This window comes from Halocynthiibacter namhaensis (assembly GCF_000812685.1).
Classification (GTDB): domain Bacteria; phylum Pseudomonadota; class Alphaproteobacteria; order Rhodobacterales; family Rhodobacteraceae; genus Halocynthiibacter; species Halocynthiibacter namhaensis.
On record NZ_JWIF01000058.1, the window covers coordinates 95455 to 112055 of the forward strand.

Annotated in this window: 16 protein-coding genes, 1 pseudogene and 1 other annotated feature; of the genes and pseudogenes, 4 read left to right on the forward strand and 13 right to left on the reverse strand. The window is 53.5% G+C overall.

The features are described 5' to 3' along the window. Positions 1 to 54 precede the first annotated feature (54 nt). Entirely contained in the window at positions 55 to 744 is a 690-nt protein-coding gene (locus RJ38_RS11720; RefSeq protein ID WP_039019059.1) for a fumarylacetoacetate hydrolase family protein, read from the forward strand. A 19-nt stretch (positions 745 to 763) separates the two neighbouring features. Here the strand turns inward: RJ38_RS11720 and ccoS are convergent, their stop codons facing one another. The 8 genes from ccoS to ccoN form a co-directional block, all read right to left on the reverse strand. After that, the gene (gene ccoS, locus RJ38_RS11725; protein WP_039019060.1) at positions 764 to 922 is read right to left on the reverse strand and encodes a cbb3-type cytochrome oxidase assembly protein CcoS; all 159 of its coding nucleotides are present in this window, start codon (positions 920 to 922) and stop codon (positions 764 to 766) included. After that, on the reverse strand, positions 919 to 3126 hold the full coding sequence (locus tag RJ38_RS11730) for a heavy metal translocating P-type ATPase (RefSeq protein ID WP_039019061.1): 2208 nt from the start codon (positions 3124 to 3126) through the stop codon (positions 919 to 921). Before RJ38_RS11730 ends, ccoS begins: the two co-directional genes overlap by 4 nt. Beyond that, on the reverse strand, positions 3119 to 3616 hold the full coding sequence (locus RJ38_RS11735) for a FixH family protein (protein WP_052245350.1): 498 nt from the start codon (positions 3614 to 3616) through the stop codon (positions 3119 to 3121). The genes RJ38_RS11730 and RJ38_RS11735 overlap by 8 nt, the downstream gene beginning before the upstream one ends. Before the next feature lie 18 nt (positions 3617 to 3634). Next, positions 3635 to 5062, reverse strand: a complete 1428-nt coding sequence (gene ccoG, locus RJ38_RS11740) for a cytochrome c oxidase accessory protein CcoG (protein ID WP_039019062.1) — start codon at positions 5060 to 5062, stop codon at positions 3635 to 3637. 189 nt (positions 5063 to 5251) lie between these two features. Continuing rightward, entirely contained in the window at positions 5252 to 6118 is an 867-nt protein-coding gene (gene ccoP / locus RJ38_RS11745) for a cytochrome-c oxidase, cbb3-type subunit III (protein WP_039019063.1), read from the reverse strand. Next, complete coding sequence (locus tag RJ38_RS11750; protein ID WP_039019064.1) at positions 6118 to 6309, reverse strand: CcoQ/FixQ family Cbb3-type cytochrome c oxidase assembly chaperone; 192 nt, start codon at positions 6307 to 6309, stop codon at positions 6118 to 6120. Before RJ38_RS11750 ends, ccoP begins: the two co-directional genes overlap by 1 nt. 9 nt (positions 6310 to 6318) lie before the next feature. Continuing rightward, positions 6319 to 7044, reverse strand: coding sequence for a cytochrome-c oxidase, cbb3-type subunit II (ccoO, locus tag RJ38_RS11755; RefSeq protein ID WP_039019065.1), 726 nt, complete (start codon positions 7042 to 7044; stop codon positions 6319 to 6321). A 12-nt stretch (positions 7045 to 7056) separates the two neighbouring features. Continuing rightward, a complete protein-coding gene (gene ccoN / locus RJ38_RS11760; RefSeq protein WP_039019066.1) occupies positions 7057 to 8658 on the reverse strand; it encodes a cytochrome-c oxidase, cbb3-type subunit I in 1602 nt (533 codons plus the stop codon). Positions 8659 to 8820: 162 nt separating this feature from the next. Between ccoN and RJ38_RS11765 the strand changes: the two genes are divergently transcribed. Continuing rightward, complete coding sequence (locus RJ38_RS11765) at positions 8821 to 9657, forward strand: universal stress protein (protein WP_039019067.1); 837 nt, start codon at positions 8821 to 8823, stop codon at positions 9655 to 9657. 42 nt (positions 9658 to 9699) lie between these two features. On the opposite strand, the gene fnrL is transcribed toward RJ38_RS11765, so the two are convergent. The 5 genes and pseudogenes from fnrL to RJ38_RS11790 form a co-directional block, all read right to left on the reverse strand. Further along, the gene (gene fnrL, locus RJ38_RS11770; RefSeq protein ID WP_039019068.1) at positions 9700 to 10434 is read right to left on the reverse strand and encodes a transcriptional regulator FnrL; all 735 of its coding nucleotides are present in this window, start codon (positions 10432 to 10434) and stop codon (positions 9700 to 9702) included. 97 nt (positions 10435 to 10531) lie between these two features. Further along, a complete protein-coding gene (locus RJ38_RS11775) occupies positions 10532 to 12142 on the reverse strand; it encodes an ABC transporter ATP-binding protein (protein ID WP_039019069.1) in 1611 nt (536 codons plus the stop codon). After that, complete coding sequence (locus RJ38_RS11780; RefSeq protein WP_039019070.1) at positions 12139 to 13266, reverse strand: ABC transporter permease; 1128 nt, start codon at positions 13264 to 13266, stop codon at positions 12139 to 12141. Before RJ38_RS11780 ends, RJ38_RS11775 begins: the two co-directional genes overlap by 4 nt. Then, positions 13266 to 14345: a microcin C ABC transporter permease YejB gene (locus RJ38_RS11785; protein ID WP_039019071.1), complete on the reverse strand. Its 1080-nt coding sequence runs from the start codon at positions 14343 to 14345 to the stop codon at positions 13266 to 13268. Before RJ38_RS11785 ends, RJ38_RS11780 begins: the two co-directional genes overlap by 1 nt. Before the next feature lie 28 nt (positions 14346 to 14373). Then, positions 14374 to 15888, reverse strand: a pseudogene (locus RJ38_RS11790) (extracellular solute-binding protein); the annotation flags it as partial. Positions 15889 to 15942: 54 nt separating this feature from the next. Between RJ38_RS11790 and RJ38_RS11795 the strand changes: the two are divergent. Both RJ38_RS11795 and RJ38_RS19060 read left to right on the forward strand, forming a co-directional pair. After that, positions 15943 to 16275, forward strand: coding sequence for a transposase (locus tag RJ38_RS11795; protein WP_039017034.1), 333 nt, complete (start codon positions 15943 to 15945; stop codon positions 16273 to 16275). Beyond that, positions 16230 to 16346: a sequence feature (AL1L pseudoknot), on the forward strand. It overlaps the preceding gene by 46 nt. Before the next feature lie 42 nt (positions 16347 to 16388). Beyond that, a partial coding sequence (locus RJ38_RS19060) for an IS3 family transposase (RefSeq protein WP_162183540.1) occupies positions 16389 to 16601 on the forward strand: 213 nt, incomplete at its 3' end.

Consider the following 16601-nt stretch of genomic DNA (forward strand, 5'->3'; position numbering starts at 1 on the left):
GCGGCCTTGCACCTTGCTTCCTTCCGGGCAAAACTGCCCCGGAAGGAGCCACCCATGACCCAATATATATTCCCTGCCCCTGTGCAGCCCTCTGTTGCGATTCACGAGAGTGATCAGCGCTTTCCCGTGCGTCGCATCTTTTGTGTCGGCAAGAACTATGCCGACCACGTGCGTGAAATGGGCGGAGATCCAAAATCCGATCCGCCCTTTTTCTTTAGCAAAGCCGCTGACGCTTTGGTCGCAGATGGGGCAACCATCCCCTACCCCCAGATGACCACGAATTTTCACCATGAAGCCGAGCTTGTCGTCGCGATTGGCAAGGGTGGCGTTGAGATTGCCGCAGCTGATGCCATGGATCACGTCTGGGGCTATGCCACAGGCAATGATCTGACTCGGCGAGATCTGCAATCGGATGCGAAGAACGCTGGTCGTCCATGGGACATGTCGAAAGGGTTTGATAACGCGGCAGTTTGCGGCGCAATCCTTCCACTGGCACAGTGTTCTGGCGTGGATGCAGCCCAGATCCGCGCAGTGGTGAACGGGGCTGCTACCCAAGACAGCACCACAGGCGAGATGATTTGGTCTGTCCCAGAAATCATCGCATACCTGTCCCGCTTCGTGACTTTGGCCGCCGGGGATCTGATCTTCACAGGCACGCCAGATGGGGTTGGGCCCCTTGTCTCTGGCGACAGTTGCACGGTGGAAATCAACGGGTTGCCCAGCGTGACTGTAACAATCGCCTGACATCGAAGAACCCCGCCTGTTATGGGCGGGGTTGATCATCCCAATCGTCGGACAAGATCCGCTGGCTGTCGCCATCCGGGTCTTCATATTGGCTTGAACGCAGGGTCCAGACGAATCCCACCAAGCCCAACCCGCCAAGGAAGAGTGACACTGGTATCAACCACGCCAATACATTCATTTTTTGTCCCCCTGCCCTGCACTGCGTAACCGTAGCGCATTCAAAGACACGCTGATAGATGATGTCGACATTGCCAGGGCTGCGGCCAAAGGCGACGCGAAACCAAGCAAAGCAACCGGGATCGCAATCGCATTGTAACCAGCAGCAATCGCGAAGTTTTCCAGAATGCGTTTGCGCGCTGAACGTGCGATCGCGCGCGCATCAGAGATCGCGCCAAGACGGTTGCCCAACAGTACGATGTCAGACGCGACACGCGCCGCATCCAATGCAGAGGCCGGCGAGACCGACACATGGGCCACCGCCAATGCGACTGTGTCGTTCAAACCATCGCCGACCATCAACACCTTATGGCCAGCCTCGGAAAGTTCAGACAGTTTCTGTGCCTTATCTTCGGGCCGCATCTGGGCGTGCCAGTCGCTGATCCCAAGTTCTAAAGCAGCTGATTTCACGGCGGTTGTGTTATCACCCGACAGCAGAACAACAGGAAGGCCGCTTGATTGGAGCGCAGAAATCGTATCGATGGCATCGGGGCGCAGGTGATCTGAAAACGGGATCTGAATGACAGTGCCATCGTCCACTTGAAGCCATGTCGCCGTGCTGTCGCCTGCCGTCGCGCCCAGCCATTCCGCACGACCAAGCGCGACCCGATGACCAAGATGTTTCGCCTCAACGCCTTTGCCGGGCGCTTCAGAAATATCCGTAAGCATGACAGGCGCGACACCAAGCGTGTTCAATGCTTTCGTCAAGGCCTGCGCCAAAGGGTGATCAGACTGAGACGCCAAAGCCAAGGCAAGGGATTGGTGTTCAGGGGTAAGCCCATCCAAAGTGCCCGGAACCACGTCGCCATCGGTTAATGTGCCGGTTTTGTCGAAAACCACGCAATCGATCTCGGCCAGGCGTTCCAGGGCGGTGGCGTTCTTCACAAGCAATCCTTTGCGAAACAGATTGCCTGACGCGGCGGTGACCACGGCTGGAACCGCAAGGCCCAAGGCGCAAGGGCATGTGATGATAAGAACCGCGACTGCGATATTCAGGGCCAGACGCACGTCACCACCGGAGGCATATAACCAGCCGATAAAGGCAAAAAATGCGAGCAAGTGCACGCCGGGCGCATAGATTTGAGCCGCGCGATCCGCGAGGGATGAGTAACGGTTTTTCGCCCCTTCCGCGATCGTGACCAAATCCGCCATCCGCGCAAGCGAACTGTCACGCCCCGCAGCATGCACCGTCAGTTCGAACGGACCCGTTAGGTTGACCTCTCCGGCACTGACAATGGTGCCCGTGGCGATGGCGACAGGCAGGGTTTCCCCGGTGAGCAAAGCGCGATCCACTTCGCTTTCGCCTTTTGAAACAACGCCATCCACCGGGATACGCGCGCCTGGACGCACCAAGACGGTATCACCCACCGCAATGCCGGAAAGGGGCACAACAACTTCGCCATCCGGTGTCAACTGCACGACACGCGGCACCTCCAGAGCTGTCAATTCCTCGGCGGCAGATCGCGCGGCACGGCGCGTGCGTTGATCAAGATAACGTCCAGCCAGCAGGAAGAATGTCAGTGACAGAGCCGCATCAAAATAGGCGTGTTCGCCACCATTTAGGACCTCAAATAAGCTCATCCCGCCAGCCAGCAGGATCGCCAAGGAAATCGGCACATCCATATTCAGGTGACCCGTGCGCAAAGCCGTCCAGGCATTCTGGAAAAACGGCTGTGCGGCCCAGGTGATTACGGGAAGAGCGATGGCAGCCGAAATCCAATGAAACATGTCACGCGTTGCAGCTTCGGCACCGGACCAAATCGCAACTGACAGCAACATGACATTCATCATTGCGAACCCAGAAATCCCAAGTCTAAACAGGATGCTACGGGCCGCTTTATCGGCAGCACCAACCGATAAAGCGGTGCTGTCAAGTTCATGCGCTGGATAGCCGACCGCAGCCAGCGCTGCGATCAGGTCTTCGATACTCAGTGCTGTTTTGGTCGCCACGGCGACCCGTTTCAATGACAGGTTCACTCGCGCCGAAGTCACGCCGGGCATGGACGTCAGTTTGCGTTCCACAGCCGAGATACACCCCGCACAATGTACGGTGGGCAAGGACAATAGGATATCGCCCTGCAATGCCACCTGGCTTTGTGCAATGTCCTGCGCCGAAGGTGCAACCGCGCAGGCAGGGCATGCGGAATAGGACATCGTTTCAGTCATTGGCCTTACATTCTGGATCGTCCACGCACAGATTGTGGCGTTGTTGAAATTCGGTGCCATCTGGCGCGCGCAACAACAAGCGCAGCTGCCACGATCCAGATGCCATGTCGACGTTCGCGACATAATCCGTTCCGTCAAATACGAAGTTCGGCGTAAAATCATCACGCACATGTGTGCGGCGCGCAACGATTGCGTCAAGTTGCGCGACCTCAAGCGGGGCGCCATTCACGTCGCGGATTTCGACGCGCAGAATGCCATCCTCGATCGAACCTTCCACTTGCCACCCCAGCGCCTGTTGACGGGCCCGGTTTACGTCAAAATCCTGGCTGGCGATGTAGGAGTTCTTCACCTCCAGCCCAGGAAAGGTCCTCACCGCACTGTAGGCCAGAAACAGATTAACCGTAATGATCACCGCGAAACCGGCGGCGAAAAGACCAAAAACATGGTAGCCATTCAGTTTCCAACCGGTGTCTTCATGTGGGGTATTCATGATCAGTTCTTTCTTTCGTTAATCGCGGCCATTGAACACGGTGTCCGCATGCGCGCGGTCCCCGTTTGCTTCATCTGTGATCCAGATCCGCACGTCAGTGACCTTGCTGTTGGCCGCAGAAGAGGCATCCGGCACCGTCAGATACACCCGAATAGTGCGCAATTCATCGGCGGGTACAGTGACTGTACCATAATCCTCGCCTTCGACTTCCAACTGCATTGGAACATCTGAACGTGCGACCATCGCAAAGGAATGCGCTTCGCCATGTTTGTTACGCAGGCGGATGTCATAGGCGTTCCGAATAGATCCATCAGACATGGTAATGTAAACCGGGCTGCGCACAGGCGAGACAGAAATATCGATGTCAGACCGGATAAACAACATGAACATCAAGCCGACACCAATCAGCGACCAAAGCCCCGTGTAAATCATAGTGCGTAGGCGGAAGATGTGTTTCCAAGGGCTGACAGGGGCAATGCCTGAGGTTTCCGAGGTTTCATCTTTCAGGGCCATGTAACCGATCAAACCACGTGGCTTGCCGATCTTATCCATGATTTCATCACAAGCATCGATACATAAAGCGCAGGTGATACATTCCATCTGCTGACCTTCACGAATATCAATGCCCGCCGGGCAAACATTCACACAGGCCATGCAATCGATACAATCGCCCTGCCCTTCGGCAACGACACCTTTTTTAGCCTTACCGCGGGGTTCTCCGCGCCAATGACGGTAGGCGACGGTCAATGTGTCCGTATCCATCATCGCAGCTTGGATGCGCGGCCATGGGCACATGTAATTGCACACTTGTTCACGCATGAAGCCACCAAAAATAAACGTCATCGCTGTCATCACAAGGATGGTTGTGTAGGCCACGACATTGGCGTTGAACGTGAACAGATCAACGGCAAGTTTAGGCGCATCGGTAAAGTAAAACACCCAAGCCCCGCCGGTCGCGACGGAAATCAGCAACCAAACCAACCATTTTGTCAGACGCAGGCGTAGTTTACGGAAATCTATTTTCTTCTGACGATGCAAGCGCAGGCGTGCGTTGCGGTCGCCTTCAATCCAGCGTTCCACCAGAATGAACAGATCAACCCAGACCGTCTGTGGGCAAGTATATCCGCACCAAACGCGTCCCAAAGCCGAGGTAAACAGGAACAGACCAAGCCCGGCCATGATCAAAAGCCCACCAACGAAATAGAATTCATAGGGCCAGATTTCGATCCAGAAGAAATAGAAACGGCGGCTGGCCAGGTCAATCAAGACGGCTTGATCAGGAAGCTCGGCCCCACGATCCCAACGGATCCACGGCGTCAGGTAATAGATCCCAAGGGTCACGGCCATGATCAACCATTTCAGGTTACGAAATCGACCATAGACACGTTTTGGGAATACAGGCTCGCGGGCAGCATAGAGGCTGGGGGCTTGCTGGGAATCACTCACGGATGAGCTCCGTTCTTTTACAGTTGTGCGTCATGGCTATTAAAGCCGTATTAAGTAATCTTTGACATCGGTCAAAGTGACGCTGAATAATGGCAGCACCGACCCCCAGGAAACGCGCGAACAGGACGGGGATCGGTGCCTGACCAGAAGTGGTGACCTCTGGTATTGGTTGGCCGGTTGGCCGGTGGCTTATTCGCCACCGCCCAACTGGTGAACATAAAGTGACACAGCGCGAATATCGGCTTCGGACATGCCACGTGCGCTCCAGGATGGCATAACGCCAAAGCGGGCATTCGTGATGGTTTCTGTCAACGCAGCAGTATCGCCACCAAACAACCAGATGCGGTCGGTCAGATCAGGTGCGCCTTGGAAACGGTCGCCCTTGCCTTCATCACCATGACAGGATGCGCAATTGTCGTAGAACAACGCCGCCCCTGCTTCGGCCAATTCAGCATTGCCGTCTTGGCCCGCGATGATCTGAACATGGGACACAAGTGATGCGATTTCCTCTTCGGACATAAACTCACCAAAGGCTGGCATCTGTGAATACCGTGCATCCGCGTCATCTTCGGTGCGAATACCGTGGTTCACAGTGGTGTAGATCTCGTCAATGGAACCACCCCAAAGCCAGTCGTTGTCGACCAAGACAGGATATCCCTGCGCGCCAGCACCGCCAGATTGGTGACATTGAACGCACCAGGTATTATACACTGCCTGGCCTGCATTTTTCGCAAAGCCATTCAGCTCTGGCAGCTGTTCAACTTCATTCAGTGGCGTCGCAACCAACAGTTCTTCCATCGGCGCATTGGCTTCGTCAAAACGTGCGATCTCGGCGGCGACTTCACCACGTGTGGAATACCCCAAAAGACCCGGTGTTGCGCCATTGATCATGGGCCAAGCCGGATATGCAATCACATAGCCAATCCCCCAGATGATACACAGGTACAAAGTCCACAGCCACCAACGCGGCATAGGTGTGTTCAGCTCTTCGATGCCATCCCAAGAATGCCCTGTGGTGCCATAGTCTGGTTTTTCATTTGGTTTCTTAGCAGCCATTAGCGTGTCTCCTCAGGCTGGACATCCACGATTGGGGCATCCTCATGCCGAAATGGGATATTGGCAGTATCACTGTAAGTGCGGGTGGCTCCTGGGCGCATGACCCAGAACACCACACCGATGAAGAATGAGAACAGCCCCAGCATCATCCAGCTGTCGGCAAATTCCCTTAGGATCGAATAGGTTTCCATTTCGACCCCCTATCGACTTGCGTCAGGTGTGAAGGTTGAGAAATCAACCAACGTGCCCAACATCTGCAAATAGGCCACCAATGCGTCCATCTCAGAGATGCCAGGTTTGCGATCAAAATTACGCACTTGCGCGCCTGGATAACGTTCGACCATAGCATCCCAATCACCATCAGGATCAATCTGAACGGTGAAATCCATACGCGCATTTTCGATCATTTCATCTGTGTAAGGAACCCCCACCATACGGTGCGTTTCCAACAGATCGCCGATGTATTCGCCATCAAGGATATTATCCTCAAGGAAGGCATATTTCGGCATGATGGATTCAGGCACCACAGATTGCGGGTCGCGCAGGTGATCAACATGCCATTCATCAGAATAACGACCACCAACCCGAGCAATATCAGGCCCTGTACGTTTTGACCCCCACTGATGCGGGTGGTCATATTTGCTTTCTGCCGCCAATGAATAATGGCCGTAACGTTCAACTTCGTCACGCATTGGACGGATCATCTGCGAGTGACACGTATAGCAACCCTCGCGAATGTAGATATCACGCCCGGTCAATTCCAATGGGGAATAGGGGCGCATGCCCTCGACATCCTCAATGGTGTTTTCCAACCAGAACAAAGGTGCGATTTCCACGATCCCCCCGATGGAAACAACCGCGAGGCTGCCCACCAGAAGAAGTGTTGCGTTACGTTCAATGACGCCGTGTTTATCAAGAATTCCCATATCAGGCGCTCCTTATTCTGCGGGTGCCATTGCGGGGGTGGCGTCTTCTTTTGGCGCCCCTTTCGCAACAGTCATCCAGAGGTTCCATGCCATGATCAGCGCACCGGTGAGATACATAACCCCGCCAAGACCCCGAACCACATACATCAGGAATTTAGCTTCAACAGTGTCCGCAAACGTATTCACAAGGAACCCATTCGCATCAACTTCACGCCACATCAGGCCTTCCATAATGCCGGTCACCCACATGGATGCCGCATAAAGAACGATGCCCACAGTAGCCAACCAGAAGTGCCAGTTGATGGCTTTGTTGGAATAGATGCCGGCTTTGTTCCAAAGTTTAGGGAACAAGAAGTAAAGCGCACCAAATGTCACCATACCGTTCCAACCAAGCGCACCGGAATGCACGTGACCAATGGTCCAGTCGGTGTAATGTGACAGAGAGTTCACAGCGCGAATTGACATCATCGGACCTTCAAAGGTGGACATGCCGTAGAACGCCAAAGACACAACCATCATACGCAGGATTGGATCGGTGCGCAGCTTGTCCCAAGCCCCTTGCAGGGTCATCAGACCGTTGATCATACCACCCCAGGACGGCATCCACAGAACGATGGACATAACCATCCCCAATGTACCAGCCCAGTCAGGCAAAGCGGTGTAATGCAGGTGGTGAGGACCAGCCCAGATATACAGGAAGATCAGCGCCCAAAAGTGAATGATCGACAGTTTATAAGAATAAACTGGACGTTCAGCTTGCTTTGGAACGAAGTAATACATCATCCCCAAGAAACCCGCAGTCAGGAAGAAGCCCACAGCATTGTGGCCATACCACCATTGAACCATGGCATCTTGCACACCAGAGAACAATTGAACGGATTTGGAACCAAACAGGGAAACTGGCAAGGATAGATTGTTCACAATATGCAGCAAGGCCACAGTCACGATGAAGGCCAGGTAGAACCAGTTGGCAACATAGATATGTGGCTCTTTGCGTTTCATCAGAGTGCCCATAAAGACAAGCAGATAAGCGACCCATACAATGGTCAGCCAGATATCCACATACCATTCAGGTTCTGCATATTCTTTAGATTGCGTTGCACCCAAAAGGTAACCCGTCGCCGCCAAAACGATGAACAGATTATATCCCCAGAACACAAACCAAGCGAGGTTTCCACCCCAGAGGCGCGCCGCAGTGGTACGTTGCAAAACGTAGAAGGAGGTCGCGATCAAAGCGTTCCCACCAAAAGCGAAAATCACAGCAGATGTGTGCAGCGGGCGCAGGCGACCAAAGTTACCAAATCCTTGCAAGAACTCAAAGTTCAGTACAGGGAAAGCCAGCTGAAACGCGATAAAGGTTCCGGCAAGGAACCCCACAACGCCCCAAAATGTTGTCGCGACAACACCGTAGCGTATCACATCATCCATATATTCCCCGGTCACCGGCGCGGGTATTTCGTCCGCGCGCCGTACTGTCCAAAGAAATAGTCCGCCCGCGACAAGCATAACGATCACCGCGTGTACCTGGTAGGCGATGTCGCGTGCATAAGATGCCGCAATCGCTGCCAGTAGGGTGATCGCCGCAAGCGCGGCAATTTTCACATAGTCCCACATGAAGTTGCTCCTTCCGTCGCGCCCCTAGATTCGAGGCGCATTTTCCCGTGTAATAGTGCTATGGAATGATGCGCTCTGCCATTCCTTGATCCATGTCAAACATTTCACCCTGCCATCAGGTTAATGTCACCACAGATAATTTCAAAGAAGTGGAGACCCAGCATGGGTTACAATTCGATCATGACGGTGATCCCGGATGCGGATCTGGAAAGCTCGGCGCTCTCGGCGGCAATTGAGATCAGTCGCCAGGCAGACGCCCATCTTGATGTGCTTGCCATGGGTATCGACCGCACCCCGACTGCGCATTTATACGCAGGCGCTAACGCATTGATTCAACAAGATGCTCGCAACGATGCTGTGGCGGCCTCAGCTGATATTTCTGGCGCTGCAAAAACCCGTTTACAGGCCGAAGATATCCGCTGGGCAGTGGACGAAGGGGTGGTGCATTTACCCCTGCTAAATCGCTATGTTTCAGGGCGCGCGCGCTTCTCTGATTTGGTAATTATGCCGCAGCCATACGGCCCTGGAAAAGGGGCGGAATACGAAGCGATTTGCGAATCAGCATTGTTTGATGCGCGGGTGCCTTTGTTGGTCTGCCCACAGAAATTCGACCGAATTGACGCAAGACGCGTGGTCATCGGCTGGAACGAAAGCCCCGAAGCTTTGGGGGCCATTCGCGCCGCCCTGCCCGTTCTGAAAGCCGCTGATTTGGTCTCTATTGCGGTCATCGATCCGCCCGTACACAGCCCCGATCGATCCGATCCAGGCGGATTATTGTCCAAAATGTTGGCCCGCCATGGCGTGACGGCTGAGATCTCTGTTCTGTCTAAATCCATGCCGCGCGTGTCAGATGTTTTGATGCGCCACATGTCAGATATCGATGCTGGACTGATGGTCATGGGCGCCTATGGGCATTCCCGTTTCCGCGAGGCCATTTTAGGCGGCGCGACACGTGATATGCTGCAAAACATCGAACGGCCTGTGCTGTTTGCACATTAAGTCTATAACAAAAACATCTGCATGGTCACAACTGTGCAGATGTTATGCGGCGTGATCATCACCGGTTTCGCGAAACAGTTTTTCGACATCAGGCACGGTCACGCTGCGATTTTTCTTAAGTGTGATAATGCCTTCGCGTTTAAGCGCCGAGATCTGGCGGCTGACCGTTTCTAAGGTTAACCCCAGATAATCCGCCATCGCTTCACGCGTTAGAGGCAAGTCAAAACAGATATCCAGTTCCAACACATTCACGGTTTGGCCAAATTCACGCTTGGCGATGAATTTCAGCAAGCTGGCGATTTTTTCGCGTGCTGTTTTACGACCCAGAAGCAACAACCATTCGCGCGCTGCATCAAGTTCGTCCAATGTCATTTCCAACAGGCGTTGGCTGAGGTGCGGCGTTTTGGCCAGCAACGCCTCAAAGGGCTTAATGCGAAAGCAGCACATGACGACCTCGGTTGTGGCGGTCACATCATACAGCGCAATTTCACGTCCTGGGCGTCCGACGAAATCAGACGGCAACAAAAGCCCGGTCATCTGTCTGCGCCCGTCTTCCATGGTTTGGGTCAGAGTCGCCACGCCTTTTACGATCGACCCAACAAATTCCAGCTTATCACCGGCAAAAATGATCGGCTGTCCCGCCTCGTAGGTGCGATAATATTTGAACTGGTCAAGTTCTTCCAACTCGCTGCCGCTGCAATGCGAACAGACGGCACGTTCCCGAATTGGGCAAGTTTCACAGGCTTTCGGACGAATATCCGGGGTTTGCGATGTCATATTTTCAACGTTTCCTGGGGCGATAATGTTCAAATCTCTGACTGACAAAAGCCCGCAAGATACACGCAGGCGCACATCTGCAATGCCACAATTCCTGTCAAATCTCAACAGTATCCACAGCGGAAAGATCAAACGCCGCAGACATAAGTGCGCGGGTGTAATCCGTTTGCGGCGCGTTGAAGATCTCCTGGCGGCTTCCGGCTTCCACGATATCACCATTGCGCATCACGATCACCTTATGTGACAACGCACGAACCACCTTCAAATCATGGCTGATGAACAGATAGGCCAAGCCGTATTTCCGTTGTAAATCACGTAACAAATCAACGATTTGCACTTGAACAGTCATATCCAGGGCCGAGGTTGGTTCATCTAAGACAACCAATTGCGGGCGCAAAATCATCGCACGCGCGATGGCAATACGTTGGCGCTGCCCACCGGAAAACTCATGCGGATATCGATCCATCATGATGGGATCAAGGCCAACCTCAAGCATGATTTCAGCAACCATTTCGCGCGCGTCACGCCCCTCGGGCAGGCCATGAACCTGCAGCCCTTCCGCGATAATTTGCATGGCCGACATCCGTGGAGACAGCGACCCAAATGGATCTTGAAACACGATCTGCATATCCTTGCGCAAATCACGTAACCCTTTGCCGCGCCGGCTTCGGATATCTTCGCCAAGAAACACAATCGGCCCCTCAGATTTGATCAAGCGCATAATCGCCAAGGCCAATGTGGTCTTTCCAGAACCAGATTCCCCCACGATTCCAAGGGTTTCGCCCTGCCGCACAGAGATCGTTGCCGCATTCACAGCCTTAACATGCCCCACAGTTTTACGCAGAAGCCCTTGGTAAATCGGGAACCAAATGCGCAAGTCATCCGTCGAGATAATTTCTTGTGCCTCAGCGGCGACCTCAACCGGATCACCGGATGGGGCCGCTGACAGAAGCGTTTGTGTATATGGATGCGCAGGTGCGGTGAAAATTTGGTTCACGGGCCCCTCTTCCACGACTTCGCCCTGCTGCATAACATAGACGCGATCCGCAAATTTCCGAACGATCTCAAGGTCATGCGTGATGAAAACCAAGCTCATCCCTTCGGTTTCTTTTAGATCAGCCAACAGTTCCAAAATCTGCGCTTGAATGGTGACATCCAGCGCGGTTGTGGGTTCATCGGCGATCAAAAGGTCAGGCTTGTTTGAAAGCGCCATCGCGATCATCACACGCTGGCGTTGCCCACCCGACAATTGGTGCGGATAGCTGTTTAAACGGCTTTCAGCGTCCCGAATGCCCACTTTGTGAAGCAGGTCAAGGATACGATCTTCAGCAATTTGACCGCGCACGCCCTGATGCAGCAGCAGGCTTTCGGCCAACTGCTTGCGGATTGTGTGCAGCGGATTAAGCGATGTCATTGGCTCTTGGAAAATGAAGCTGATGTCGTTGCCGCGTACACGACGCAGATCGGCCTCAGCGGCACCCAACATTTCCTCATCGCGGTAGCGAACAGAACCTGTCACAGCTGCGCTGTCAGGTAAAAGCCCAACTATCGACAGGGCTGAAACAGATTTCCCCGAACCGGATTCACCAACGATTGCAACGGTTTCTCCCTGATCCACATACCAAGATGCATTCCGCACGGCATGTGTTTTCTTCCCGTCCTGGGAAAAACTGACCTCAAGGTTTTGAACATCAATAATGCGGGTCATTTGAACGTCTTTCGCGGGTCAAAGGCATCGCGGACACCTTCAAATATGAACACAAGCAGTGACAGCATCACAGCGTAAACGAAGAAGGCGGTAAATCCAAGCCAGGGCGCTTGCAAGTTTTGTTTGGCTTGCAAAGTCAGCTCCCCCAAGGATGGCGCGGATGACGGCAGGCCAAATCCAAGGAAATCCAAAGTGGCCAGCGTTGCGATTTGCCCGGTCACGATGAAGGGCAAAAACGTCAATGTGGCCACCATCGCATTGGGCAACATATGGCGGAACATGATCACCGTGTCAGACACGCCCAAGGCTTTCGCCGCGCGCACATATTCAAGGTTTCGTGCGCGCAAAAACTCGGCCCGCACGACGCCAACCAGGGCTGTCCAGCCAAAGAGGATCGAAACGAAGATCAGCAACGACAGACTTCGCCCCAGGATCGCAAATAGAATAATAATTACGTAAAGCGTTGGCGTTGCGGCCCAAATTTCCAAAACACGTTGAAACACGAGGTCAAGCCAACCGCCAAAATACCCTTGCACAGCCCCCGCGACCACCCCGATCACAGAGGCAATGACGGTTACGATCAATGTATATAGAATGGACAGACGGAAGCCGTAGATCACACGCGCCAAGACATCCCGTTTGGTGTCATCCGTGCCCAACCAATTGTTCGCGTCAGGTGCGGATGGCGCAGCGCCAGGGATGTCGACGATCGTGGTGTAGCTATAGGGAATGAGGGGCCAAACGACCCAGCCTTTGTCGATTTCGACACCATCCACCATGCCATCTTCGGCATCAAGCAGCACCCCTTCTGGATCATCCCAACAGCTTTCCAAACCGCCGGTGACGATCAAACATTGCACGTCTTCATATTTATATTGCGCCTCTGTCGGGAGATCCCCCCCAAAGGCGGTTTCGGGGTAGAAGTTGAAGATCGGCATGAAATAGGCACCGTTATGGCGGACCAGAACGGGTTTATCGTTTGCATAGAATTCTGCGAATAGAGACCCGATGAACAGAACGCTAAAGATGATCAGAGACCAAAATGCGCGTTTGTTGGCGCGGAAATTGCGCAAACGGCGTTGATTCAATGGGGAAAGGCGGGGTTTGCGTGCCGTCTCGGACATCAGTTTTTCCTCGCTTCAAAATCGATCCGCGGATCAATGAAGACATACATCAGGTCAGAAATGATCCCGACCAACAGGCTGAGCAAGCTGAAGGCAAAGAGCGTGCCAAACACAACGGGATAGTCACGTTGAATGACCGCCTCAAAGCCCAATCGCCCAAGCCCATCAAGCGAAAACAGGTTTTCGATAATCAGAGAACTGCCAAAGAATACCCCAACAAACAACGATGGGAAGCTGGCGATCACCAGCAACATCGCGTTGCGGAATACATGCCCATATAACACCTGCCCTTCAGACAGGCCTTTCGCACGCGCGGTCACCACGTAATGTTTGCGAATTTCATCCAAGAACGAGTTTTTCGTCAGCAATGTCAGCGTCGCAAAACTGGAAATCGTGGTCGCCAGCACGGGCAATGCAATGTGCCAGAAGTAATCCTTGATCTGGCCAAAGAAGCTAAGGTCATCAAAGCCGGTTGATGTTAAGCCCCGCAGCGGGAAGACCTTCCAATATGATCCGCCTGCGAAGAGAACCAGCAGTAAAATCGCGAATAAAAACCCCGGAATGGCGTAAGCCACGATGATTGCGCCTGAGGTCCAAGTGTCAAAACTGCTGCCATCGCGAATGGCTTTTCGAATGCCCAAAGGGATCGAAATCATATAGGCGATCAATGTCGACCACAGGCCAAGGGTGATGGACACAGGCATTTTCTCAAGCACCAAATCGGTCACAGAGATCGACCTGAAATAGCTTTCGCCGAAGTCGAAGCGCATGTAATCCCACATCATATTCATGAACCGAACATGGGCTGGCTTGTCGAAACCAAATTGCACTTCCAACTCGCGAATGAATTCCTCGGGCAAACCACGTGATCCCGCATAGGCTTCCCCCTCAGAGGTATCTATGCCGGCATCACCGCCCCCGGCGATGCTTTCAAACGCGTCCCCGCCCCCTTCCATCTGGGCAAGGATCTGTTCAATCGGGCCGCCTGGCACGAATTGGATCAGCGCAAAATTGATAATCATAATCCCAACCAAAGTTGGAATGATCAGCAGCAGCCGCCTGAAAATATACGCGCCCATAGGGTTCTTCTTTCTTGTTCAACTGTTCTTACTGAAACGCGCCAGCTGCTTCCAGCTCGGCTGCGCGTTCCGGGTTGTACCACCAGAAATCCAAATATCCCAGGTCATAAGGCGGGAGATTTTCTGGATGTTCGAACATGTCGTAATAGGCGACGGTATGCGCGGCTTTGTACCATTGCGGAACGCGGAAATATTCTGCGCGCAACACACGATCCAAAGCCTGCACAGCGACACGCAGTTCATCTTCTGATGTTGCGGCCTTCACATGTTCAATCAAAGCGTCAATCGCCGGGGAATGCACACCTGGCTTGTTAAACAAGGAAACTTCCCAGCTGTCAGAGCCAAAATACTGTTCCAACCCGCCGCCGGGAACATTGCTCATGGGGAAATGACCGGTGACGAAATCGAAATCAAAACTGCGTTCCCGATTGACGGATTGCGCGTTGTCCACACGGTTATGTACGGCATCCACCCCAAGCGCGCGCAGGTTTTCCACATAGGGGTTCAGCACGCGATCAAACGTCTGACTGTCATTGAGAAACTCAATTGCCAGAACTTCACCGTCGGCGTTGCGGCGCATGCCATCATCGCCCACGATCCAACCGGCCTCATCCAACAGTTTGGATGCTGCACGCAGATTGCGGCGGTCAAGTTGGCGTGTTCCCGAGGTCGTCACAGCCGAGGCTTCATCCGTCAGGACACCTGGTGGAAGGTCTGCGGCCAATGGTTCAAGCAAAGCGAGTTCTTGCGCTGATGGAAGGCCCGTTGCCGCACGATCAGAGTTTTCCCAAAATGAATCGCCCCGGGTGTAGATCCCATAAAACAACGTTTCATTTGACCATTCGAAGTTGAACATCATGCCTATAGCACGGCGCACACGCCGGTCCTGAAACTGTGGACGGCGCAGGTTAAAGATAAAACTTTGACCGGGAGGCATGCTGCCGTCGATCAATTCATCCTTCACGACCCATCCTTTATCTATCGCAGGAAAGTCATAAGCTGTTGCCCAAATTTTGGATGAAGCTTCGCTGCGAAATGTGTAGCTGCCGCCTTTGAAGCCCTCAAACGCAGATTGGTAATCCGCGTAATATTCGACCCGGATGCGATCAAAGTTATGACGCCCAATATTGATCGGCAGGTCGGCACCCCAATAATCAGGATTGCGGCGATAGGTGATGGACTGCCCAGCGTCAATTTCATCGACCACATAAGGCCCAGACCCCATGATCGGCACCATTGAACTTTCTTCAAGATCCAAACCAGCCGTTTCATAATGCGTTTGCGAGAAGATCGGCAACGACCCGGCAAGTGATGGCAAATCACGGGTTGGGATGCCCGATTTAAACGTGAACTTCACTTGATTAGGCCCGACAACCTCGGCGCTTTCAACTTTCTGCGCCAAGGCGGCCCGGAAACTGGGCAGACCCTTTTCCAACAACAGTTCATAAGAAAACACGACGTCAGACGCCAACAAAGGGGACCCATCGGAAAAACGCGCTTCGGGACGCATATTGAAAATCACCCAAGACCGATCTTTTGGATAGGTCTGAACCGCCCCGGTTTTACCGGAGAGTAAAACACTCCAAAGGTGAGCCCTATGACAAAGAAGAAACATACCCCCGCCTATCCGACTGAGCTGCGTGAACGTGGCGTTCGGCTTTTTCGAGAAAACCGTGTCAATTATTCCAGCGATTCAGCCGCACACAAAGCGATCGCGCCCAAGCTTGGCTGTTCCCCTGACAGCCTGCGTATCTGGTGCCAACAAGCGGAACGTGATGAGGGTCAGCGCGCAGGCCTGACAACCGAAGAAAGGGACCGCATCAAAGAATTGGAACGAGAGAACAAGGAACTTCGCCAGGCCAATGAGATCCTGAAGAAGGCGTCGGCATATTTTGCCCAGGCGGAGCTCGACCGCCCGTTCCGCAAATGATTTCCTTCATTGAGGATCATAGAGAGGTCCACGGGGTCGAGCCGATCTGCAGGGCTCTGCCGATCGCCCCGTCTACTTTCTATGCTCATGCAGCCATTGCCCGTGATCCTAATTTGGCTTCAGACCGGTCCAAACAGGACGCCTTAGATCGCAAGAAGATCAAGGACGCCTTTGATGGCAGTGGTAAGCGATATGGTGCACGTAAAATCTGGCACGAGTTGCGCCGAAACAATCACGACATCGCGCGCTGCACAGTAGAACGGTTGATGAAAGTTATGGGAATACAGGGCGTTGTGCGCGGTCAGAAGCCGATCACGACCAATCCA